22 protein-coding genes are annotated in these 20839 nt (G+C 41.6%); 9 read left to right on the top strand and 13 right to left on the bottom strand.

Annotated elements, in window-relative coordinates; all coding sequences use genetic code 11:
* Nucleotides 1-2: 2 nt before the first annotated feature.
* Entirely contained in the window at nt 3-788 is a 786-nt protein-coding gene (locus tag AC3KZC_RS05680) for a PhzF family protein (RefSeq protein WP_490580216.1), read from the top strand.
* A 143-nt stretch (nt 789-931) separates the two neighbouring features.
* On the opposite strand, the gene AC3KZC_RS05675 is transcribed toward AC3KZC_RS05680, so the two are convergent.
* The gene (locus tag AC3KZC_RS05675) at nt 932-1741 is read right to left on the bottom strand and encodes a sulfite exporter TauE/SafE family protein (RefSeq protein WP_490580217.1); all 810 of its coding nucleotides are present in this window, start codon (nt 1739-1741) and stop codon (nt 932-934) included.
* 571 nt (nt 1742-2312) lie between these two features.
* On the opposite strand from AC3KZC_RS05675, the gene AC3KZC_RS05670 reads away from it, so the two are divergent.
* The gene (locus AC3KZC_RS05670) at nt 2313-3287 is read left to right on the top strand and encodes a DUF1852 domain-containing protein (protein ID WP_490580218.1); all 975 of its coding nucleotides are present in this window, start codon (nt 2313-2315) and stop codon (nt 3285-3287) included.
* 70 nt (nt 3288-3357) lie between these two features.
* Entirely contained in the window at nt 3358-4416 is a 1059-nt protein-coding gene (locus AC3KZC_RS05665) for a methionine synthase (RefSeq protein ID WP_490580219.1), read from the top strand.
* A 347-nt stretch (nt 4417-4763) separates the two neighbouring features.
* On the opposite strand, the gene rlmM is transcribed toward AC3KZC_RS05665, so the two are convergent.
* The 4 genes from rlmM to AC3KZC_RS05645 are packed head-to-tail and all read right to left on the bottom strand — an operon-like array spanning nt 4764 to nt 7759.
* A complete protein-coding gene (rlmM, locus tag AC3KZC_RS05660; RefSeq protein WP_490580220.1) occupies nt 4764-5849 on the bottom strand; it encodes a 23S rRNA (cytidine(2498)-2'-O)-methyltransferase RlmM in 1086 nt (361 codons plus the stop codon).
* A 14-nt stretch (nt 5850-5863) separates the two neighbouring features.
* A complete protein-coding gene (locus AC3KZC_RS05655) occupies nt 5864-6232 on the bottom strand; it encodes a DUF423 domain-containing protein (protein WP_490580221.1) in 369 nt (122 codons plus the stop codon).
* Nucleotides 6225-6848: an alpha/beta family hydrolase gene (locus AC3KZC_RS05650; protein WP_490580222.1), complete on the bottom strand. Its 624-nt coding sequence runs from the start codon at nt 6846-6848 to the stop codon at nt 6225-6227. The genes AC3KZC_RS05655 and AC3KZC_RS05650 overlap by 8 nt, the downstream gene beginning before the upstream one ends.
* A complete protein-coding gene (locus AC3KZC_RS05645) occupies nt 6848-7759 on the bottom strand; it encodes a transcriptional regulator GcvA (protein WP_490580223.1) in 912 nt (303 codons plus the stop codon). Before AC3KZC_RS05645 ends, AC3KZC_RS05650 begins: the two co-directional genes overlap by 1 nt.
* A 212-nt stretch (nt 7760-7971) precedes the next feature.
* Between AC3KZC_RS05645 and AC3KZC_RS05640 the strand changes: the two genes are divergently transcribed.
* Nucleotides 7972-8223: a hypothetical protein gene (locus tag AC3KZC_RS05640; RefSeq protein WP_490580224.1), complete on the top strand. Its 252-nt coding sequence runs from the start codon at nt 7972-7974 to the stop codon at nt 8221-8223.
* A 76-nt stretch (nt 8224-8299) separates the two neighbouring features.
* On the opposite strand, the gene kdsA is transcribed toward AC3KZC_RS05640, so the two are convergent.
* The 8 genes from kdsA to hemA form a co-directional block, all read right to left on the bottom strand.
* The gene (gene kdsA, locus AC3KZC_RS05635; protein WP_490580225.1) at nt 8300-9148 is read right to left on the bottom strand and encodes a 3-deoxy-8-phosphooctulonate synthase; all 849 of its coding nucleotides are present in this window, start codon (nt 9146-9148) and stop codon (nt 8300-8302) included.
* A 10-nt stretch (nt 9149-9158) separates the two neighbouring features.
* Complete coding sequence (locus AC3KZC_RS05630) at nt 9159-10412, bottom strand: DUF819 family protein (RefSeq protein ID WP_490580226.1); 1254 nt, start codon at nt 10410-10412, stop codon at nt 9159-9161.
* Nucleotides 10413-10429: 17 nt separating this feature from the next.
* Nucleotides 10430-11224 (bottom strand): tetratricopeptide repeat protein, encoded by a 795-nt coding sequence (locus AC3KZC_RS05625; RefSeq protein WP_490580227.1) that lies wholly within the window; start codon nt 11222-11224, stop codon nt 10430-10432.
* Between the two features lie 503 nt (nt 11225-11727).
* On the bottom strand, nt 11728-12093 hold the full coding sequence (locus tag AC3KZC_RS05620; protein WP_490580228.1) for a SirB2 family protein: 366 nt from the start codon (nt 12091-12093) through the stop codon (nt 11728-11730).
* A 12-nt stretch (nt 12094-12105) separates the two neighbouring features.
* Nucleotides 12106-13650 carry a DUF3369 domain-containing protein gene (locus AC3KZC_RS05615; protein WP_490580229.1) on the bottom strand — a complete coding sequence of 515 codons (1545 nt, stop codon included), beginning with the start codon at nt 13648-13650 and terminating at the stop codon, nt 12106-12108.
* A 49-nt stretch (nt 13651-13699) separates the two neighbouring features.
* A complete protein-coding gene (prmC, locus tag AC3KZC_RS05610; RefSeq protein WP_490580230.1) occupies nt 13700-14545 on the bottom strand; it encodes a peptide chain release factor N(5)-glutamine methyltransferase in 846 nt (281 codons plus the stop codon).
* Between the two features lie 2 nt (nt 14546-14547).
* The gene (gene prfA, locus AC3KZC_RS05605) at nt 14548-15633 is read right to left on the bottom strand and encodes a peptide chain release factor 1 (RefSeq protein ID WP_490580231.1); all 1086 of its coding nucleotides are present in this window, start codon (nt 15631-15633) and stop codon (nt 14548-14550) included.
* Between the two features lie 8 nt (nt 15634-15641).
* A complete protein-coding gene (hemA, locus tag AC3KZC_RS05600) occupies nt 15642-16898 on the bottom strand; it encodes a glutamyl-tRNA reductase (RefSeq protein WP_490580232.1) in 1257 nt (418 codons plus the stop codon).
* Between the two features lie 84 nt (nt 16899-16982).
* On the opposite strand from hemA, the gene lolB reads away from it, so the two are divergent.
* The 5 genes from lolB (at nt 16983) to pth (ending at nt 20789) form a co-directional block, all read left to right on the top strand.
* Complete coding sequence (gene lolB, locus AC3KZC_RS05595) at nt 16983-17570, top strand: lipoprotein insertase outer membrane protein LolB (RefSeq protein ID WP_490580233.1); 588 nt, start codon at nt 16983-16985, stop codon at nt 17568-17570.
* Nucleotides 17570-18421: a 4-(cytidine 5'-diphospho)-2-C-methyl-D-erythritol kinase gene (gene ispE / locus AC3KZC_RS05590; RefSeq protein ID WP_490580238.1), complete on the top strand. Its 852-nt coding sequence runs from the start codon at nt 17570-17572 to the stop codon at nt 18419-18421. The genes lolB and ispE overlap by 1 nt, the downstream gene beginning before the upstream one ends.
* 60 nt (nt 18422-18481) lie before the next feature.
* The gene (locus AC3KZC_RS05585) at nt 18482-19429 is read left to right on the top strand and encodes a ribose-phosphate pyrophosphokinase (RefSeq protein WP_490580234.1); all 948 of its coding nucleotides are present in this window, start codon (nt 18482-18484) and stop codon (nt 19427-19429) included.
* Between the two features lie 155 nt (nt 19430-19584).
* Nucleotides 19585-20187, top strand: coding sequence for a 50S ribosomal protein L25/general stress protein Ctc (locus AC3KZC_RS05580; protein WP_490580235.1), 603 nt, complete (start codon nt 19585-19587; stop codon nt 20185-20187).
* Between the two features lie 17 nt (nt 20188-20204).
* Nucleotides 20205-20789 (top strand): aminoacyl-tRNA hydrolase, encoded by a 585-nt coding sequence (pth, locus tag AC3KZC_RS05575; RefSeq protein WP_490580236.1) that lies wholly within the window; start codon nt 20205-20207, stop codon nt 20787-20789.
* Nucleotides 20790-20839: the final 50 nt, after the last annotated feature.

The following is a 20839-nucleotide window of genomic DNA, read 5'->3' as shown; positions in this document are numbered from 1 at the left end:
GCATGATACTACCTATTTTTCAGGTCGATGCATTTTCAGAACATCAATTTAAAGGCAATCCCGCTGCAGTAATGCCGCTAGAACATTGGCTTGCCGATGACGTATTACAACACATTGCGGCTGAAAATAACCTCTCCGAAACCGCTTTTTATGTCGTAGAAGACAACGCGATTCATTTACGCTGGTTTACCCCTGCCACTGAAGTTGACTTATGTGGCCATGCAACACTTGCTGCAGCTTGGGTTTTGGTGAACGAATATCAATTTGAACATGATGAAATCATCTTTAAAACACGTTCTGGCTTACTCAAAGTACATCACCAAAATGGCCTGTTTGAGCTCGACTTTCCAGTACACCATGCCAAAGAATGTCCAGTAGAAGCGCCGCTTTTAACAGCCTTTGGTGAAACACCGCTCGAAATTTTAGCGGCCGATGACTACCTGTTATTATTTAAAGATGAAACCACCATTAAAGAACTCAAACCTAACTTTGCGCTGCTAGCACAACTCCCCCTTCGGGGTGTTATTGCCACAGCACAAGGCGATAAGGCCGATTTTGTTTCTCGCTGGTTTGGCCCCAATGTCGGTGTTGAAGAAGACCCAGTCACAGGCTCTGCCCACACAGTGCTTACCCCATACTGGGCGAATAAGCTTGATAAAACCTTACTTACTGCCACGCAGGTTTCAAAGCGTAGTGGTGATTTAATTTGTGAGCTTAAAGGTGAGCGCGTTTTAATCAGTGGCCGAGCTAGTTTGTATTTAAAGGGTGAAGTGTATTTAGCCGAGTAAATAACCCGAATACGAAATAAAAAGTTTTTCTCAGGCATCTATTTTCAACGCTAAAAGTATTGAAAATAGATGCCTAGAGGTGACTAGCGTTGATATTTACCTTTAATTTAACACGCTGTTAAATCTCTTATCCAAAGCTGAGGTTAATTAAAAATCATTTTTGCCGCCATAACGAACAATACAGCTGCAAAAATTTTCTTGATGGTTGAAACCGGTAAATAATGGGTCGCTTTAGCACCTAACGGTGCGGTGAACCACGACGTACAAACAATTCCTAATAAAGCCGGTAAATACACAAAACCAGCAAACCCTTCTTTTAACGCATAATGCGCGCTGCCAGAGCTGATATACCCGATAGAGCCAAATAATGCGATCACAATGCCACAGGCAGAGGCGCAACCAATCGCTTTTTTCATATCGACTGAAAAAAATGTCAGCAACGGTACCAATACTGCCCCACCACCAATGCCAATCATGGCCGAGAGCGCCCCTGTTAAGGTGGTAAAAAAAGTCAAAACTCCTTTATTAGGGAGCTTTCGCTCCACAGGGGCATTTGTTTTGCTGCTTAATAACATTTTTAACGCAATGAGCACCACACTGACTGCAAATACAATTCGCACAATGTGTTCAGGCAGCAAGGCCGCGATAAAACCACTTACCAATGCACCTAAGGCTACACCTGTCATGATCCAAGGAGCCAGCTCCCAAGGGACGTTACCATTTTTATGATGCGCAAGTGCTGATGACGTAGAGGTAAAGAGTATCGATGCTAAAGACGTCGCAATTGCAGCAACCACGACTTGTTCGGCAGGTAACACATTAAAGTGAAGTAAAATCACACTCAGAATTGGCACAATCACCAAGCCACCGCCAATGCCTAACAGGCCAGCTAAAAAACCAACCCCACTACCAAGGAGTGCGCACCATAGGATTAACATTATTAATTCATTCATTCAGTTGATCTCTTTATTATTTTAAGGGCAACAGCCTCACACGCGTGCAGTGATATTCAGTCAGCCTATTGTTTAGTGGATTAAATCGTTCAATATCAGTGGTTCAATCGAGATATTCATGCACAAGCAGCACAACTTTAGGCGTATAAAGCCACGCAATTTTTAACACAAGCCAATGATAAACAATCACATTATGCAATCAGAACCCGTATAAGCTCGCAACATTGGGCGCGAGTATATCAATATAATTGATGCGTATTGCTACTTTAAACGCCAAAAGAGCCCTGAATATTCTTCATGTTTTAAGTGAATTTTTTGCACCTGAATCAAAGACGCGCTTAGCCATCTAGATTTCTAATTAAAATTAACTCTTAGTTCCTTTAAAAAGCACAAGTGGCGCTGCAATTTGTCGCTAGAAGGAACATCAATAATGAATCCAATTCATGTTAAATGTGAAATTAAACCGTTTTTCTTCATGTACCCAACAACGTATAAATCATCTCATGCTGTTAAAAAGTGCAGCCCACAATTAACTCTGGTTTGAACTTACATTATTGGATACCCAACGACCATGACTACCGACTTTACATTTACCATTAAAACCTTAACGCTAGACGAGAATTACCATCCGTCAGATAAAACGCGGATCACCACCAACTTTGCTAATTTAGCACGTGGCAGTTATCGCCAAGCAAACCTGCGCAACGCCTTAAACATGATAGACAATCGTTTTAATGCGCTAGCAAATTGGGATAACCCCACCGCCAAACGTTACAGCGTAGCGCTTGAAATTGTCTCGGTGCATGTCGATATTGCAGGCAGTGGCGAAAGCTTTCCATCCATTGAAATTTTAAAAACCAATATCATTGATCATCAAACCAACAAACTGATTGAAGGCATTGTTGGTAATAACTTTTCATCTTATGTACGTGATTACGACTTTAGCGTATTACTGCAAGCACATAATAAAAATCAGCCCACTTTCAGCATTCCTGATAACTTTGGTGAATTGCACGGCAAGCTGTTTCAAGCTTTTGTTAATTCAGCGGTCTATAAGCAGCATTTTAACAAGCCACCCGTTATCTGCCTCAGTGTATCGGACAACAAAACCTATCACCGCACTGAAAACCAGCACCCAGTGTTAGGAGTGGAATACCAGCCAAATGAGTCTTCATTAACAGAGCAATATTTTAAAAAGATGGGCTTACAGGTACGTTATTTTATGCCACCTAACAGTGTTGCACCGCTGGCTTTTTATTTTAAAGGTGACTTGCTCAATGATTACACCAGCCTTGAGCTGATCAGCACCATCAGCACGATGGAAACATTCCAAAAAATTTATCGTCCAGAAATTTATAATGCAAATGCCGTAGCAGGAAAGGCGTATCAACCAAGCTTAAAAAATCTTGACCATTCACTCACTCAAATTGTGTATGACCGTGAAGAGCGCAGCAAATTAGCCACCGAACAAGGTAAATTTGCCCAAGAGCATTTTATCGAACCTTACCAAACAGTGCTTGAGCAATGGTCAGCAAGTTACGTTTAATCGCACGCCACAAAAAACTCGGTTTAACTTTGGCTTGCACACTCAACCTTAATTGACGGCATTATGAATTATGAAAAATCACATTAGTAACACCCTATTACCCACATCAACCGCGGGTAGCTTACCCAAACCCTCATGGCTTGCAGAGCCCCAGACGCTTTGGTCACCATGGAAATTGCACAATGACGAATTAACCGACGGCAAACACGATGCCCTATGCTTATCATTGCAAAGCCAACAACATGCAGGCATTGATATTGTCAGCGACGGCGAGCAAACACGCCAACACTTTGTAACCACCTTTATTGAACACCTCAATGGCGTAGATTTTGAAAAGCGTAAAATCGTAAAAATTCGCGACCGTTACGACGCCAGCGTACCCACGGTTGTTGGCCCGGTTTCTCGCCAAAAAGCCGTTTTTGTTGAAGACGCTAAGTTTTTACGCAAGCAAACCAACCAGCCAATCAAATGGGCGCTCCCTGGCCCTATGACCATGATTGACACCCTTTATGACGACCACTATAAAAGCCGCGAAAAGCTTGCATGGGAATTTGCCATCATTCTCAATCAAGAAGCCAAAGAATTAGAAGCCGCAGGCGTGGATATTATTCAATTTGATGAGCCAGCTTTTAATGTCTTTTTTGATGAGGTAAACGCTTGGGGCATTAAGTGTTTAGAGCGCGCCATTGAAGGGCTAAAATGCGAAACTGCCGTGCATATTTGTTACGGCTACGGCATCAAAGCCAATACCGATTGGAAAAAAACCTTAGGCTCTGAATGGCGTCAATATGAAGAAGCCTTTCCGAAACTGCAGCAATCGAATATCGACATTATTTCGCTCGAATGCCACAACTCCCATGTACCGATGGAACTACTAGAACTTATTCGCGGTAAAAAAGTCATGGTTGGCGCCATCGACGTTGCTACCAATACCATTGAAACCCCTGAAGAAGTAGCCAACACACTGCGAAAAGCACTGCAATTTGTTGATGCCGATAAACTTTACCCCTGCACCAACTGCGGCATGGCCCCCCTAGCCCGCAATGTCGCCCAAGGCAAACTCAATGCCCTCAGCGCCGGTGCGCACATCGTAAGACAAGAACTTTTAGCTAAAGCGCAATGCGCCTAAACGTTTAAATAGCCTCGCTAGCCCTAATAAAAACAGGGCTAGCAGTCTCGATTGATAGGCAAATAAGATGAAGGTGTTGATTTGGGTTTGAGCGCAAAATCCATAACGCCATTAATATCGTCCAAAACACGAAATGATTAGCCAAATTTAAAACTAGTATGTTGCTTTTCAATGAGATGTTTATGGGTATCTACAGATCTGCGCTCACCTTCGCAAGCAGGTTTGCACCTACATTCCTGCAAGCTTGCACAGGCCAAAAACACGATTGCACATATTTCAAAAACCAAAAAGCCGATTCCTCGGCTTCTTATACGTTATGAATCAGCTCGTTGCTGAGTAACAAGCGCTTAGCTATAAAGCTTTTGTGGCACTTTAATGACACGCAAATGCACCGTTACTTCTTCTCGGTCGTGATATAAATGCTTGGCTTGCAGCGCATATTCAATACCGTATTTATTCATTTCGCTATGAATAAGGGCTAAATTTTCATACACGCTATCAAAGCGTTTTTTCATCGGGAGTTTTAAGTTAAAAATGAGTTCTTTAACGTAATCATTTACAGCCCAATCAATCATCAGTTGTGTTACTTTGTCTGGTTTTTCAACCATGTCACACACTAGCCAATCAATATTGCGTTTTTCGGGGCGAAATTTAAAACCATCAACCGTGTAGTGTTTCACTTGGCCGGTATCCATCAACGATTGCGCCATAGGGCCATTGTCGATGGCTTGCACAAACATACCACGGCGAACCAGTTGATATGTCCAGCCACCTGGGCAAGCACCTAAATCGACCGCGCGCATTCCTGGGCTTAAGCGCTTTTCTTTTTCGGCTTCTGGCACAAAAACAATAAAGGCCTCATCAAGTTTTAAGGTAGAGCGACTTGGCGCAGCACTTGGAAAACGTAAACGTGGAATGCCCATAAAAAAATCGGAGTTATTGTTATTCCATGAATACCCAACATACGCCGTGGCGTTATCTAAAAATAGAATATGCAAACTCGGTAATTTGCTTGGGCCATCTTTTACTAAACTGCGCTGCGCCACTAATTTATTACGCAGTGGCACGGTAATTTTTTTACAAAATTTAAGTAGTTCTTTGCCTTCGTTGGTATCGGGGGTTTCAACCCGCAGATCCGAACCCGTTGGCATATCCATTAAAGCCGCTGCAATAGCGCTAACACGATCATCTTGTGGCAGTTGTTCAACCAACACCCCACAAAACCATTGGCGGGCAAAAACCAGTTGAGAAAAGTCGACTTGTTTAATTAAGGTAGCGCTGTCGTCGGCATTAAAGCACTGAAAAACCACAAAACCAGTATTAGGTTTGGTTTTTACATAACCTGCAATATTTAACTCAGTAGCATGGTAAGTGATTTCGCCCGCCGCATCACTTTCAAATCCTGGGCGACAATAAATAACAATACAAGACATTAATTTTTAACCTTTTAAAATTCTGTGCGAATGACTTGCACAACAAACCACACCCATGCACCAATAAAACATACACCACCTAAGGGGGTAATTGGCCCAAGCCATTTCCACCCAAAGGTACTGAGTAAATATAAACTACCACTAAAGAATACAATGCCTGCGACAAGTAGCGCTGCGGGGCCAATTAACGCCACGCCTTGCTTTGCCACCAGCGCAAATAAAATCAACGCCAAACCGTGGTACATTTGATACTGCACCCCTGTTTGAAATACTTGCAACGAAGCACTCGACAAGGTGGCTTTTAAGCCATGGGCAGCAAAAGCTCCTAATATCACGGCAAGGCCTGCAAATGCAGCGCCTAATACCAACATTAACTTAATCATGGCTCACCTTTTTCATAAAATCTGCCGCAAGTTTAGCGCTGTTTAGCCAGTTTTGCGCTTGAGTAAACCCTGAGCGTTTTCGTGGTATTAATGAATGATCGCCATCTTCTATCCACGCAATAGTGACAGGCCCAAGCAGTGGCAACTCATTGACAAACGCGCGTTCGCCAAAGGTATCGCGCTCGCCTTGCACGATAAAAAGTGGCGCGAGTAACGCATCAAAATGAGCGGTGCGCAGTGTATCTTTTTTCTTTGGGGGATGAAATGGGTATCCAAATGCAATCACCCCTTTAACCGCTTGCTCGCACGCTAATAATGAGGCCATGCGCCCGCCCATTGATTTTCCGCCAATAAATATCGGCAAATTAGAGTCAAGCTGCTTGAGCATCTGATTAAAGTAGCTGATAAGTTTATCGGCGCGCTGCGGCGGTTGGTTACGCCCAAGTAAGATGGCTTTATCCATATATTCAAAATTAAATAAGCCGACATTAATGCCCTGCGCGCTCAGTAATTGCGCCATTTGCTGCATAAATTCAGAATCTTTACCCGCACCTGCGCCATGAGCAAATAACAATTGGGCTATAGGTGTGTCGCTTTTAAACCAATCAATTGCCATTATTCGCTAAATCCTGCTTCAATTTGCTCCACTTCTACCATGCTGAGCATCCACTCTTTAAACGAGACAATTTTACCCAGCTCCGTTTGGGATTCGCGACACACTAAATAGTAGGCATTTTTACTTTCTAAAATATGGCTAAAAGGAATTACCAATCGCCCTGCATCAAGCTCTGGCCTTGCCAACACACTGTTACCAAGCGCCACACCTTGGCCATGGATCGCGGCTTGTAATACCATTGATGAATGACTAAAAATCGGCCCTGTATTGACTTTAATATTGCGCACCCCAGCAGTTTTCATCCAGGTTTTCCAATTTTTGCGTGTCATATCGTGTAGCAAGGTATGGTTTTCTAAATCATTAATGTGCATCAGCGGTTTTGGGCCATTGAGTAACATAGGGCTACATAGCGGCACTAAATACTCGGTATGTAACTTATGAGTTTGCACGCCATTCCAGTGGCCGCGGCCATAATAAATAGCTACATCAACATCATCGGTCAGTGAGTTTTCTTCTAATTCTTGCGCTTTAATTCGAATATCAATTTCTGGATGAGCTTCATTAAATAAATTAAGCCGTGGGATCAACCATTGAATAGCAAAACTTGGTGTTAAACTCACCGTAATTGAGCCTTTGGCACCACGAGCTAACAAACGTTCAGTTGCATCGACTAATTGACCAAAAATTTCTTTAATATCGAGAAAATACGCCTGCCCTTCTTCGGTCAGTAATAACGAGCGATTTTTACGTAAAAAGAGTTTTAAACCGAGATGATCTTCCAAGGTTTTAATTTGATGACTCACAGCGGCTTGGGTAACAAACAATTCTTCAGCAGCTTTAGTAAAACTGAGATTTCGAGCGGCGGCTTCAAATGCCTTAAGTGCATTAAGCGGCGGTAAACGTCTAGACATATTCCACCCAGTTATTCATTAGTTTTTTTTATCTGAACGCATTATAAATGATCGTTGTTAAAAGACAATTTTTTTGCTTATTATTTACGCGCAGCGCAAGAAGTAGCACCAACCAAGCACTTAGCTGCCATAGAATTTAAATTGACTTAAATATTTAAGATATTTATGCCCATAATCTGCATAAATATTTTTCATTCAATATCGAGGACGATATGAACAAGCTAGCACTGTCATTCACTTTAGCAATGAGCGTTTTTAGTACCACAAGTTTTGCCAATGAGCAGCACTTAGAACTGAAAAAATTAGTCGCGCAAGAGATTAAAGCAACCATTACGATCCAACTGACAGAGTTACAAAAACAGCATGCTGTGATCACACTGCCTGCCCCTGCTACGGTGCTGATTGCAACAGCAGCAACGCCAAGTATTCCAACCACACCGGAACAGCAAATGCAAAGCGAGTAACAGCACACCAACCAATAACAAAAAAGGAGGCATTTGCCTCCTTTTAGTTTTTCAATTACACAATCGTAATTCTTAATTAAGTTGCGCTAGTATCAAGTGGTTCAAAGCTTTTTACTAAGTCATCTACAGCTTTCATCTGACGTAAATAGCCTTCAAGCTTATCAAGTTGTAACGCACACGGCCCATCACATTTTGCTTCATTTGGATTTGGATGCGCTTCGATAAATAAGCCAGCAATACCTAATGCCATACCACTTCGGGCAAGCTCAGCCGCTTGTGCACGGCGACCATCAGCCGAATCGGTGCGGCCACCTGGACGTTGTAACGCATGCGTGGCATCAAAAATCACTGGCGCTTGATGTTTCATGTCATCCATGCCCAGCATATCAACCACGAGGTTGTTATAACCAAAGCTTGAACCACGCTCACATAAAATAACCTTGTCATTGCCTGCTTCATGGAACTTTTGAATAATGTGGCGCATTTCGTGCGGTGCTAAAAACTGTGGTTTTTTCACATTGATCACTGCGCCGGTTTTAGCCATCGCCACCACTAAATCGGTTTGACGGGCTAAAAATGCAGGTAATTGAATCACATCAACCACTTCTGCAACAGGCGCAGCTTGGTGAGGCTCGTGCACATCCGTGATAAGTGGGATATTAAAGGTCTGTTTGATTTCTTGAAAAATCTTTAACCCTTCATCAAGGCCTGGACCACGGTATGAATTAATTGATGAGCGATTCGCTTTATCAAAAGACGCTTTAAACACGTATGGAATGCCTAATTTTGTAGTGACTTCTACATAGTATTCCGCAATGCGCATCGCTAAATCGCGTGATTCAAGTACATTCATGCCACCAAACAATACAAACGGCTTGTTGTTCGCAACTTCAATCGACTGAATGTTAATAATATCTGTATTCATTTTTTATTCCTTAAGGTGCAACCGCTTGCATCATTAAACCACAAATGTAAGCCATATATGTGCCTACACCATAACCGAGTACTGCTAATAATACACCCACTGGCGCAAGTGATGGGTGAAACGCTGACGCAACAACAGGCGCAGACGCAGCCCCGCCCACATTGGCTTGTGAGCCCACCGCCATATAAAACAATGGCGCTTTAATGGCTTTGGCCACAATTAACATTAAGCTTGCATGGACCAACATCCAAATAATACCGACTAAAAATAAACCCGGATTATCAAAAATAGCCGTGACATTCATATGTAGGCCTATCGACGCCACTAAAATATATAAAAAGCTCGAGGCTACTTTTGAAGCACCAAAAGCTTCAATTTGGCGTACTTTAGTGAACGATAACCCGATACCTATGGTGGTTGAAATCACTATTAACCAAAAGAATGTGCTGTTTAAGCTGTACGCTTGTGCCCATGCAAAGTTGTTACCAAAAAATGGCCCTAAAATATCAGCCATAAAATGTGCAAAACCAGTAATACCAAAGGCAATAGCAATAATGGTCATGTAATCATTTAAGGTTGGCATTCTTGCATGCTGGGCATGATAGGCTTCAACACGTTGTTTTAGCTCTTCAATGGCACTGGTATCTGCACCAGTGGCAGCATCAATTTTTTTATGATTGGCAGCCATAAGCAGCAATACCGCCATCCAAATATTAGCCACTATCACATCAACGGTGACCATCACCGAGAAAATATCACCGCCCACTTCAAACATTTCTTTCATTGAGGCTTGGTTTGCACCACCGCCAATCCAGCTACCTGCAACCGTAGTCATACCGCGCCACACCGCATCTGGGCCATGACCACCAACGATTTCAGGATTAACCATACTAACGACTAAAATAGCGATTGGCCCACCAATCACAATGCCAAGTGTACCCACTAAAAACATGATGAGCGCTTTGGGGCCTAAATTAATAATGGCTTTTAAATCAATGCTTATCGTTAACAAAATCAAACAAGCAGGTAATAAATACCGTGAGGCCACGTAATAGACATTCGATTTGTTACCATCGACGATGCCAAATGTATTGAGCAACGAAGGCAAAAAATAACACAGTAATAATGCGGGTACGTATTTATAAAATTTTTGCCAAAAATGATGTTGGCTGTGTGAGGTTTTAAAAACAAAACCTAAAATAATGGCTAATAGACCAAGTACGACGGCATCGTTGGTAATGAGCACAGGATCGGAAGCTGACAATTTATTCTCCTTATAATTTAGTGGAACGTATGATGTTGATAGTCCATTTCATCTAATTGATGTTGAATTAACTCAGAAGCGGGATCATCAGGGCATTCATTAATAAAAAACTCAAAATCATCACGGGCAATATTATGACAATCAAGTTGCTTGAGTAGGTAACCTCTATCACGACGCTCATACGGGTCGTCGCCTATCATCTCCATTAGCATTTCAACACATTTGAGTGCATCGATATAACGTTTTTCGCTGATGAATGCCCACTTTTGGTGGCCTATAAATAACTTTACGAGATCTTCTGGTGGGATAACTTGAAAGTGGTCGCTGTTGTCTTCTTCAGTGCCATTTTCTGTTTTGATGTACCAACTTTGATGCCCTGAAACGGGGTCAATAAAATACCCTTCCATTTCGCTACAGCGAACATGCACCATAAGCTCACCATACTCCACAACGACTTCAGAGACAAACTCATTTTCATTGAGCACGTAATCTAAAATAATCGCCATCGCAAAGCTACTACCTGTGCGATAAGCAAGCGCATAAGAAACCGAGTTGAGCTTGCTCTCAGCAATAGATTGATTCGTTCCACTAAATGCCCAATCACCAAAAAACAAATCGATGATGCCATTGAGTGACTCGTCAAATGTGGCAAACTTATCAGCGGCTATTCTTGCTTCTTCAACAAACGTATCTAGTGCATCAAGGCTTGGCTGGATATCAAAATCAGCTTGCCATTCTTTTTGCGCTTTTAAGCAACTGTAAATTGGGGTTAGATACTCAACTTCTTGTTCATCTACCCAGATATCTGACATCAATACCTGTACTACTCTAAATTAATTACAAAACGGCGCACAGTTTACCTTTTCTACCTTTAAGTTTCATCCTTAAAAAACACCATTGATTAGATATCCTGCTTGCATGGGTTTGTTTGCATCAATTGCGTGTTTACATTGCTTAATAACCAAACAAGAACCTAGTTTTATGTCCAAGGCATGGCTTTAATGGCTTGTGTTTTATCGGTTAAATAATAGTGAGCTTACTACTCTTTATTGGAGCTATTGAGTGAGTTTTAACAACAAAAAACCGGCCTAAGCCAATTGTTTATAATTAACCTGAGCTTTGGTTAAGAGATTTACTAACGTATTGATATTGAATTGGTAAATTTTTTTTCAAGTCTGTAGCCGGAAACGTTTAAGGATAACAAGGCGAATTTACGCGTCAATAGCTAGCCTATTGTAAGTAAATTCAACGCCGTTAGCGTTGAAAATAACTGCCTGAGATTGATTAATCACCTCTTTTGAGGTTAATTAATGTATTAAACAATAAACGCATTTTTATGTGTTGCTAAAAAACCGATTAAACCTAAGCATAAGGTTGAAAGTAACAATATAAAAAGCTGTGCGCGACGCTGCGTTTGCTTAACCAATACAAACCCAAGCCCAATGTACACCACTACACACACTAGCTTCTCTAACAGCCAACCATTGATAAGCGGATTGAGCTGTAAAAGAGTTACCAGATAGACACCTGATAACAAAAACGCAGTGTCAATTGTATGGCTAGTGACATAAATAATACGGTTACTGGCCGTTTTAAGTGAAAAAATTCGTGAGAAAGCACGTAAATAAAACAAACTGATACTCAACATGGCAAACATCATATGTAGGTTTTTTGCTGCCATGTAATCCATCGTTTATTTATCCGGATACATTTTTAGAATGTGCTCATATTTAGCAATATTATCGATAAAAATATCCACCAGCTTAGGCTCAAAATGACGCCCTTTTTGGATCGTTATCTCATCAAGCACTTTTTCAAGCGACCATGCTTCTTTGTAGCATCGTTTATGGCGCAATGCATCGTAGACATCAGCAAGCGCAACTATACGACCATAAATATGGATTTTTTCACCACATTTACCTGCGGGATAACCTGAACCATCCCATTTCTCATGGTGATCCTGTGCTAAAAGTGCTCCGGCTTGAATAATAGAACGACGAGAATTTTTTAATATTTCATGCCCCTTAGATGCATGGGTTTGCATGACTTTCCACTCTTGTTCATTTAATAAGTCGGGTTTATGTAAAATAGTATCTGCAATGCCAATTTTACCCACATCATGTAATGGCGCTGCATGCTTTAAAGTTTCCGCATCTGTTTCACTTAAGCCGTAATCACGGGCAAGTTCATAACTAATTAACGAAACACGTTTTACATGATTACCCGTTTCCTCCGAGCGCTGTTCAACCGCTTCACTTAAACGATAAACGATTTCGCGTTGAGTATCTTCGATTTCAGATTGAAGCTGTACGTTTTCAAATGCGACTTGCACATTTTGCGCAAAAATCTCTATCAGATGCTTATGGGTTGCGTTAAGTTGTTTTGGGATCCCCGATACATATAGCATTGAGTTGTGATTACAACGGCTTGAACAATAAGCAAAAAGGTAGTTATCTTTATACACAATAGAACGCTGACTAAGCGCTAAATTACACGCCTGAATTTGCTCAATACTGAGTACTTCGTCAATCGATTTGCCTTCGCTTTTTTCAAAGTCACCTTGGCCGGCAAAAACAATTAAGTTCGACTCAGTATCATTTGGGTTACTCGCAACTAAAGAGGTGGCATAAAGCGCTTCATCCACAGTGCCTAAAATAGAGGTCAATTGCTGCATGACACCATGAATAAAATTATCCATGGAATGGGCTGAAAATAAATCGCGTGAAGCAATAATGATGCGCTCAAGTCCAAGACGTGACTTTTCGATAGATAAAATATCGCGATACGAACGAAGGCTCGACATTACAACGGTAAAAAGTTTTTGCGCGGTGAGTTCAGTTTTAGATTTATAATCATTAATATCATAATTAACAATAACTTGCCTTTCTGGCGCTTGGCCTGGTTGACCGGTACGAAGAATAATTCTGGCATGATGATTATGAGCAACTTCGCGAATAAATTGTGCGACTTTTAGCCCTGCATCATCGGTTTCCATTACAACATCAAGCAAAACAATGGCTGCATCAGGATGCTGAACAATAATTTCTTTAGCTTCTTTGCCTGAATAGGCGCTAATAAATTGTAATTTTTTATCTTGAAACTCAAAATCACTTAAGGCGAGTTTGGTAACAGCGTGAACTTCGGGCTCATCATCGACTATTATTACTTTCCAGTAACCTTGGTTGACCCTTGCTACTGGTTGTTCAGGTTCATCTGAAAATAAAAAATCATTCGCCATTATCGCTCCTTAATTCATCTATTGGCCCACGCAAACCGCTTTAAGACATTTAACCACACCACCGAGCTAAGGTTACGCGATCATTACCAGCTAAATCTTTAATAGTTATAGTATCTTTATATGCCATTTGTAAGAAAATTGCACTTACTTGTTCGCCTTGTTGATAACCGTGCTCAAGTAATAAATAACCACCCATAGTTAAAAAATTTCGAGCTTGATCGACGATAGTACGAATGTCTGCCAAGCCTTGTTCAGGTGCAACAAGAGCTGAAAGTGGTTCGTAACGCACATCCCCTTGCGACAAATGGGGGTCATCTTCTTCTATATACGGCGGGTTTGAAACGATAAGATCAAACCGCTCATTTGAAAAAGCACTAAACCAATTACTTTGCACAAAACAACAATTTTTTATTGCAAGTTCAGCTTGATTTGTTTGCGCCAAAGCAACCGCATCTTCTATGCGATCGCATCCTGTAACGTACCAATTAGGTTGCTCACTTGCTAAAGCCAAAGCAATTGCGCCCGTGCCAGTTCCCAAGTCTAGTACTTTAGCGTGTTCAGGCAACACTAAACTAAGGGCATGTTCAACTAACGTTTCGGTATCAGGGCGTGGGATCAGTGTCGCTGGTGATACTTTGAGTTTTAAACTCCAAAATTCACGATAACCGACGATATGTGCAATTGGTTCACCAGCTAAACGCCGTGCAACCGCTTGTTCAAATTGCGTTTGCTGTTGCGCCGTTAAGAGTTTATCGGGCCAAGTAAATAAATAACTGCGCGATTGCCCTATTACATCAAGCAACAGTACTTGTGCATCTAATTTTGCGGTATCGCTACAAGCAAAAAAGGCGTTAGCAGCTGATGCTAACGCCTGTTCTAATGTTTGACTTGGCACGATTAGTCGTCGCTCATCGCGGCAAGTAAATCGGCTTGATGCTCTTGCACAAGTGGATTAATGATTGGCAATAAGTCACCCGATACAATTTCGTTTAATTTATAAAGCGTTAAATTAATACGATGATCGGTAATACGTCCTTGCGGATAGTTGTAGGTGCGAATACGTTCTGAACGATCGCCACTGCCCACTAAATTACGACGTTGAGTCGCTTCTTCTGCATGGCGCTTTTCGTCTTCAGCTTGTTGTAAACGTGAGGCAAGCACTGACATCGCTTTAGCACGGTTTTTATGCTGCGAGCGCTCATCCTGACACTCAACCACCACACCGGTTGGAATGTGGGTAATACGAATAGCCGAATCGGTTTTATTAACGTGCTGACCACCGGCACCTGATGCACGAAAGGTATCCACTTTAATATCCGCTGCATTGATTTCGATTGCTTCCGCTTCTGGAATTTCAGGCATTACGGCAACGGTACACGCTGAAGTGTGAACACGCCCTTGTGATTCAGTTTCTGGCACACGTTGAACACGGTGTGCACCCGATTCGAATTTTAATTTCCCGTATACACCAGTACCTGCGATGTTAGCAATGACTTCTTTATAACCGCCATGCTCACCTTCGTTGGCACTGACAATTTCAACTTTCCACTTTTGTGTTTCAGCAAAACGAGCATACATGCGAAACAAATCACCGGCAAAAATAGCCGCTTCGTCACCGCCCGTTCCGGCACGTACTTCAAGGTACACGTTGTTATTATCTTTTGGATCTTTTGGCAACATTAAAACTTGTAACTCATCAGTCAATGTTTCAAGCTGTGCTTTTGCTGCTTTAAACTCATCTTGCGCCATATCACGCATATCTGGGTCTTCATCTTTGAACATCTCTTCTGCAGCAACCAAGTCTTGCTCTGCTTGGCGATACGAATTGAAGACTTTACTTACATCTTCAAGCTCTGCGTATTCTTTTGATAAGGCACGAAAGCGATCTTGATCTGAAATCACACTGGCTTCACTTAGCAATGCTTCAACTTCTTCATAACGCTCGACCAGCGTTTCTAACTTGCGATAAACCGATTCTTTCATTTATATGCCTATTGGGGTTCAATACCTAAAATTTTTCTCAATTGTGCCAACTCAGAAACTTCTCCCGCTTCAGCCGCTTCTTTAATGGCTTTAGTCGGTGCATGCATCATACGATTGCTGAGTTTATTGGCAAATTCGAGTAATACTTTCTCTGGCGCTTTGCCTGAAACAAGTTGTAATTGCGCACGATTTAACAACTCTTGCTTTATTTTTTCGCTTTCTTCTCGATAAAGTCGAATTACATCGACTGAATCAAGTGATTTTAACCACAGTAAAAACTCATCAACGCGCTCGACGATTATTGATTCGGCTTCATCGGCTGCTTTTTCTCGCGAGGCCATATTTTCACTGACAATCGCTTGTAAGTCATCAACTGTATAAAGATAGGCGTCATTTAATTCACCTACCTGACTTTCGATATCGCGTGGAACTGCAATATCAATAAATAACATCGGTTTGTATCTACGCGCTTTAAGCGCTTGTTCAACAACACCTTTTCCTATAATTGGCAAGGTACTAGCGGTTGAACTGATCACGATATCGGCTTTAATTAACTGCTCTGGCACTTCAGCTAACGACACCACATGAGCTGAAAACTCTTTTGCTAAATTTTCGGCTCGTGACACGGTGCGATTGGCAACCGTCATACGTGCACAGCCATTTTGATGTAAATGACGCGCCACAAGTTCAATCGTTTCGCCAGCGCCTATCAGCAATACATTAGTTTTATCTAATTTACCGTAAATGTGTTTGGCTAAGCTCACTGCGGCATACGCAACAGAAACGGCACTGGCTCCAATGTCAGTTTCTGTACGGACATATTTTGCAACCGCAAACGTTTTTTGAAATAAACGCTCAAGCATCACACCCACAGTTTGTGCATCTTTGGCATCGCTATAAGCTTGCTTTATTTGCCCAAGGATTTGTGGCTCACCTAGCACTAATGAATCAAGCCCGCACGAAACGCGCATCAAATGAGAAATAGCCCGTTCGTCAACATAGCAGTAAGTGTGATCTTGCAACTGTTCGACGGGTAATTGATGAAATTTCGCCAGCCAGTGCAATAGTAGTTGGGTATCAGTGCCCTCAAGGCTACAATAGATTTCGGTTCGATTACAGGTCGACACAATTATAGACTCCATAACTGAATTGGCTTGCTGTAATTGTTGTAATGCAACAGTAAGTTGCTCTGCAGAAAATGCGACTTTTTCGCGTAATTCAACAGGCGCTGTTTTATGATTTATTCCAAGTGCAACTATAGTCATAGTGCAAAAAATCGCCTAACCGAGTATGAAAGCGAATAATTTTACGAAAATCAAGCGAATAAGGAAAGTAAGGAACGTAAATAGATGCGATTACATTTGATTTTTATCATCTTTTTTTTATTTATAACTGGCTGTGTTAGCCCAAAAGTGCCCGTTGAACCCATTTCAACACATTGGAAGTCAACATTAAAGGAACAAAGCAGTTGGCAAATTGACGGTAAGCTCGCATTTATCAGCCCCGAAAAACGCCAATCAGCCAACTTTAATTGGCACAGCGAACCTGACAATAGTTCATTAAGTTTAACTAGTTTTATTGGCAGCCAAATTTTAAAGCTTAACCAATTTCCCGATTACGCAGAGCTCTTTTTTGACGATAAGAATTACACTGCAACCAGTGCTGAAGAATTGCTCTATAACTTAACACGACTGCAATTGCCACTGGCACAATCTGATGCATGGTTAAAAGGGACATTTACTAGCCCAAATATGGTACTAGACGAGCTTGAGCGTATTCAAACAGCTGTTATATTGAATCAACGCGGTGAGCAATGGCAAATCACTTATCAAGACTATATCTTGCAAGATGGCTTTTGGTTAGCACAAAAACTCACTCTAACCCACGGACAAATTAAAGTTAAAATTAACATTAACAATTGGCAGTTTTCTTCATGATGTCATCTTTATCGATTATTGCCCCGGCAAAACTGAACCTTTTTTTACACATTAATGGCCGCCGTCCCGATGGCTATCATGAATTGGAGACCTTGTTTGTTTTTTTAAACTATGGCGATCAACTCGATTTTACCCTTCGCTATGACAGCGAAATTATTATTGAGTGTGAAAACCCAGAATTAACCACCAGCGATAATTTAATTTTTAAAGCTGCGCGTCTATTGCAGCAACACGGTAATATCTCACAAGGTGCCGACATCATTCTTACTAAAAAGCTGCCTATGGGCGGAGGGGTTGGAGGTGGTTCATCCGATGCTGCCAGTACTCTTTTGGCACTCAATCATCTCTGGCAATGTGGCTTTTCAATTGAAAAGCTTGCCGAACTTGGTGTGACACTTGGTGCCGATGTGCCTGTATTTGTTAGAGGTTTTGCTGCTATTGCACACGGGATCGGAGAAAAACTTGAGGCTGTTGAACTAGCATCACGCTGGTATTTAGTTGTGCACCCTAAAGTGCATATTAGTACCCAAGCGATTTTTACTCATCCTGATTTACCACGCTCGACACCGAAGATAATTGGCCCTTGGCAAGAGGCTAAATTGTATAATGATTGTGAATCTCTAGTGAAAAAGCTTTCTCCCGAGGTTGAAAAGACCCTACAGTGGTTGTTAGAATACGGCCCGTCAAGAATGACAGGCACAGGTGCTTGCTGTTTTGTTTCTTTTGCCGAAGAAGCAGACGCAACGAAAGCACTTAATGCCTTGCCAGCACATTGGCAAGGTTTTGTTGCCCACAGCGTGAATATATCTCCAGCACATTTGGAGTTAAACGCTAAACTAAACTTACTCTAGTTAAACCGGTGTACTAAACATCGTCTTAACTCAAAAATTCAGTGCCTGAGGAATCCTACCGTGCCGGACATGAAGCTCTTCGCTGGTAATGCAACACCTGAACTTGCTCTTAAAGTTGCTAAGCGTTTATATATTGAATTAGGTGATGCCGAAGTTGGTCGTTTTAGTGACGGCGAAATCTGTGTTCAAATTAATGAGAATGTACGTGGTTCGGATGTTTTCATCATCCAATCTACGTGTGCACCCACTAATGACAATTTAATGGAACTGATCGTAATGGTTGATGCACTTCGTCGTGCTTCAGCAGGTCGTATTACAGCGGTTATTCCTTATTTTGGTTATTCTCGTCAAGACCGTCGTGTTCGCTCTGCAAGGGTACCAATCACAGCTAAAGTAGTTGCTGATTTCCTTTCTAGTGTTGGCGTTGACCGTGTTTTAACAGTTGATTTACATGCTGAACAAATTCAAGGTTTCTTTGATGTTCCTGTAGACAATGTTTTTGGTAGCCCAGTGTTACTTGAAGACATGAAAGCAAGAAACTTTGAAGATGTTGTGGTCGTTTCTCCAGATATCGGTGGTGTAGTTCGTGCTCGTGCCATCGCTAAATTATTAAACGATACAGATCTTGCTATTATTGATAAACGTCGTCCGCGTGCGAACGTTTCTCAAGTAATGCACATTATCGGTGATGTTGAAGGTCGCGATTGTATTATCGTTGACGACATGATTGATACTGGTGGTACTTTATGTAAAGCCGCTGAAGCACTTAAAGAACATGGTGCTAAACGTGTATTTGCTTATGCAACTCACCCAATTTTATCGGGTAACGCTGCTGAAAACATTCGTAATTCAGTGATCGACCAAGTGATTGTGACTGATTCTGTGCCTTTATCGGCTGAGTTGTTAGCAATTGATAAAATTAAAGTTTTAACATTAGCAGACATGCTTGCTGAAACAATTCGTCGTATCAGCAACGAAGAGTCAATCTCAGCAATGTTTGAACACTAATCCGGTTCGGATGAAAAAAAGCGCTGCATTGCAGCGCTTTTTTTGTATCTATCATTTCTTTTATTCTTTTGCGGTGGTAACATTACGCGCCTTTTTTAGGTGATACCTTTGGTCGCAAAGGGTATCCACTTTTTATTAAATTAATTGGAGACATTATGTCTAACAATACATATACATTAGATGCCGAACTTCGTGTTGAATTAGGTACTGGTGCGAGCCGCCGCCTACGTCGTGAAGGTAAAGTTCCAGCGATCCTTTACGGTGCAGACAAAGAAGCAGTATCACTTGTATTAGCGCACAAAGAAGTTATCAAAGCGCAAGAAGATGAAGGTTTCTACACTCATATTCTTACTCTTGAAGTAAACGGTGAAAAAGTTGAAGTTATCCTTAAAGATATGCAACGTCACCCATTCAAACCTGTTGTAACTCACTTAGATTTCCAACGTGTTGATGCTACTCATAAACTTCACACTAAAGTTCCTTTCCACTTCATCAATGAAGAAAAAGCTACTAAATTAGGTGCAACTGTTGCGCATCACGTAACTGAAGTAGAAATCACATGTTTACCAGCGAACTTACCTGAGTTCATCGAAGTAGATGTTGCTGCATTAGAAGTGGGTGCTACTTTACACCTATCTGACGTAGCTCTTCCTGCTGGTGTTACTTCTGTAGAATTAGCAAAAGGTGCTGATCACGACCAAGCTGTTGTGACTCTTAATGCTCCTAAAGGTGCTGCTGCAGAAGAAGCTGCTGAATAATTTAAGGTGTTAGCACCTTGAATTCTATTCAAATGCTTGTGGGCCTGGCTAATCCAGGCCCCGAATACTTAAAAACACGTCATAATGCAGGTGCTTGGTTCATCGAAGAACTGGCTGCACGTTATAACTGCATCTTAAAGCATGATCCAAAATATCACGGTTTAACCGGCAAAATCTTCATTCAAGACCAAGAGTTTTTACTCCTAATACCTACAACGTATATGAATTTAAGTGGTAAATCAGTCAGTGCCCTTGCCAATTTTTTTAAAATACCTGTAGAAAATATTCTTGTTGCTCATGATGAGATGGATTTACCAACAGGTGTTGCCAAATTTAAACGTGGCGGCGGCCATGGTGGTCATAATGGCCTAAAAGACATCATAGCTAAAATGGCCAACAATAAAGAATTCATGCGATTACGTGTTGGAATTGGTCATCCAGGACACCGAGAAATGGTAACCGGCTGGGTACTTGGCAAAGCACCAAAAGCTGAACAAGAGCAAATGGATGCAGCGGTAGATGAAGCAGTGCGATGCATGGAAATTCTAGCAAAAGACGGTGTATTAAAAGCACAAAACAGATTACATTCATTCAAAGCGTAAAAGAGCTTTTCTCTTCGCAGACGTGAACAATTAAATAAAGGTATCCTAAA

It is taken from the genome of Pseudoalteromonas sp. J2K-J031, assembly GCF_058197095.2.
The sequence above is the reverse complement of the archived record's forward strand: the minus strand, read 5'-3'. Positions and strand labels throughout refer to the sequence as shown.

What these genes read in the sequence shown, in the direction of transcription:
- AC3KZC_RS05680 (WP_490580216.1), top strand. Translation starts at nt 3, where the DNA reads ATGATACTACCTATTTTTCAGGTCGATGCATTTTCAGAACATCAATTT.
- AC3KZC_RS05675 (WP_490580217.1), bottom strand. Translation starts at nt 1,741, where the DNA reads ATGAATGAATTAATAATGTTAATCCTATGGTGCGCACTCCTTGGTAGT.
- AC3KZC_RS05670 (WP_490580218.1), top strand. Translation starts at nt 2,313, where the DNA reads ATGACTACCGACTTTACATTTACCATTAAAACCTTAACGCTAGACGAG.
- AC3KZC_RS05665 (WP_490580219.1), top strand. Translation starts at nt 3,358, where the DNA reads ATGAAAAATCACATTAGTAACACCCTATTACCCACATCAACCGCGGGT.
- rlmM (WP_490580220.1), bottom strand. Translation starts at nt 5,849, where the DNA reads ATGTCTTGTATTGTTATTTATTGTCGCCCAGGATTTGAAAGTGATGCG.
- AC3KZC_RS05655 (WP_490580221.1), bottom strand. Translation starts at nt 6,232, where the DNA reads ATGATTAAGTTAATGTTGGTATTAGGCGCTGCATTTGCAGGCCTTGCC.
- AC3KZC_RS05650 (WP_490580222.1), bottom strand. Translation starts at nt 6,848, where the DNA reads ATGGCAATTGATTGGTTTAAAAGCGACACACCTATAGCCCAATTGTTA.
- AC3KZC_RS05645 (WP_490580223.1), bottom strand. Translation starts at nt 7,759, where the DNA reads ATGTCTAGACGTTTACCGCCGCTTAATGCACTTAAGGCATTTGAAGCC.
- AC3KZC_RS05640 (WP_490580224.1), top strand. Translation starts at nt 7,972, where the DNA reads ATGAACAAGCTAGCACTGTCATTCACTTTAGCAATGAGCGTTTTTAGT.
- kdsA (WP_490580225.1), bottom strand. Translation starts at nt 9,148, where the DNA reads ATGAATACAGATATTATTAACATTCAGTCGATTGAAGTTGCGAACAAC.
- AC3KZC_RS05625 (WP_490580227.1), bottom strand. Translation starts at nt 11,224, where the DNA reads ATGTCAGATATCTGGGTAGATGAACAAGAAGTTGAGTATCTAACCCCA.
- AC3KZC_RS05620 (WP_490580228.1), bottom strand. Translation starts at nt 12,093, where the DNA reads ATGGCAGCAAAAAACCTACATATGATGTTTGCCATGTTGAGTATCAGT.
- AC3KZC_RS05615 (WP_490580229.1), bottom strand. Translation starts at nt 13,650, where the DNA reads ATGGCGAATGATTTTTTATTTTCAGATGAACCTGAACAACCAGTAGCA.
- prfA (WP_490580231.1), bottom strand. Translation starts at nt 15,633, where the DNA reads ATGAAAGAATCGGTTTATCGCAAGTTAGAAACGCTGGTCGAGCGTTAT.
- hemA (WP_490580232.1), bottom strand. Translation starts at nt 16,898, where the DNA reads ATGACTATAGTTGCACTTGGAATAAATCATAAAACAGCGCCTGTTGAA.
- lolB (WP_490580233.1), top strand. Translation starts at nt 16,983, where the DNA reads ATGCGATTACATTTGATTTTTATCATCTTTTTTTTATTTATAACTGGC.
- ispE (WP_490580238.1), top strand. Translation starts at nt 17,570, where the DNA reads ATGTCATCTTTATCGATTATTGCCCCGGCAAAACTGAACCTTTTTTTA.
- AC3KZC_RS05580 (WP_490580235.1), top strand. Translation starts at nt 19,585, where the DNA reads ATGTCTAACAATACATATACATTAGATGCCGAACTTCGTGTTGAATTA.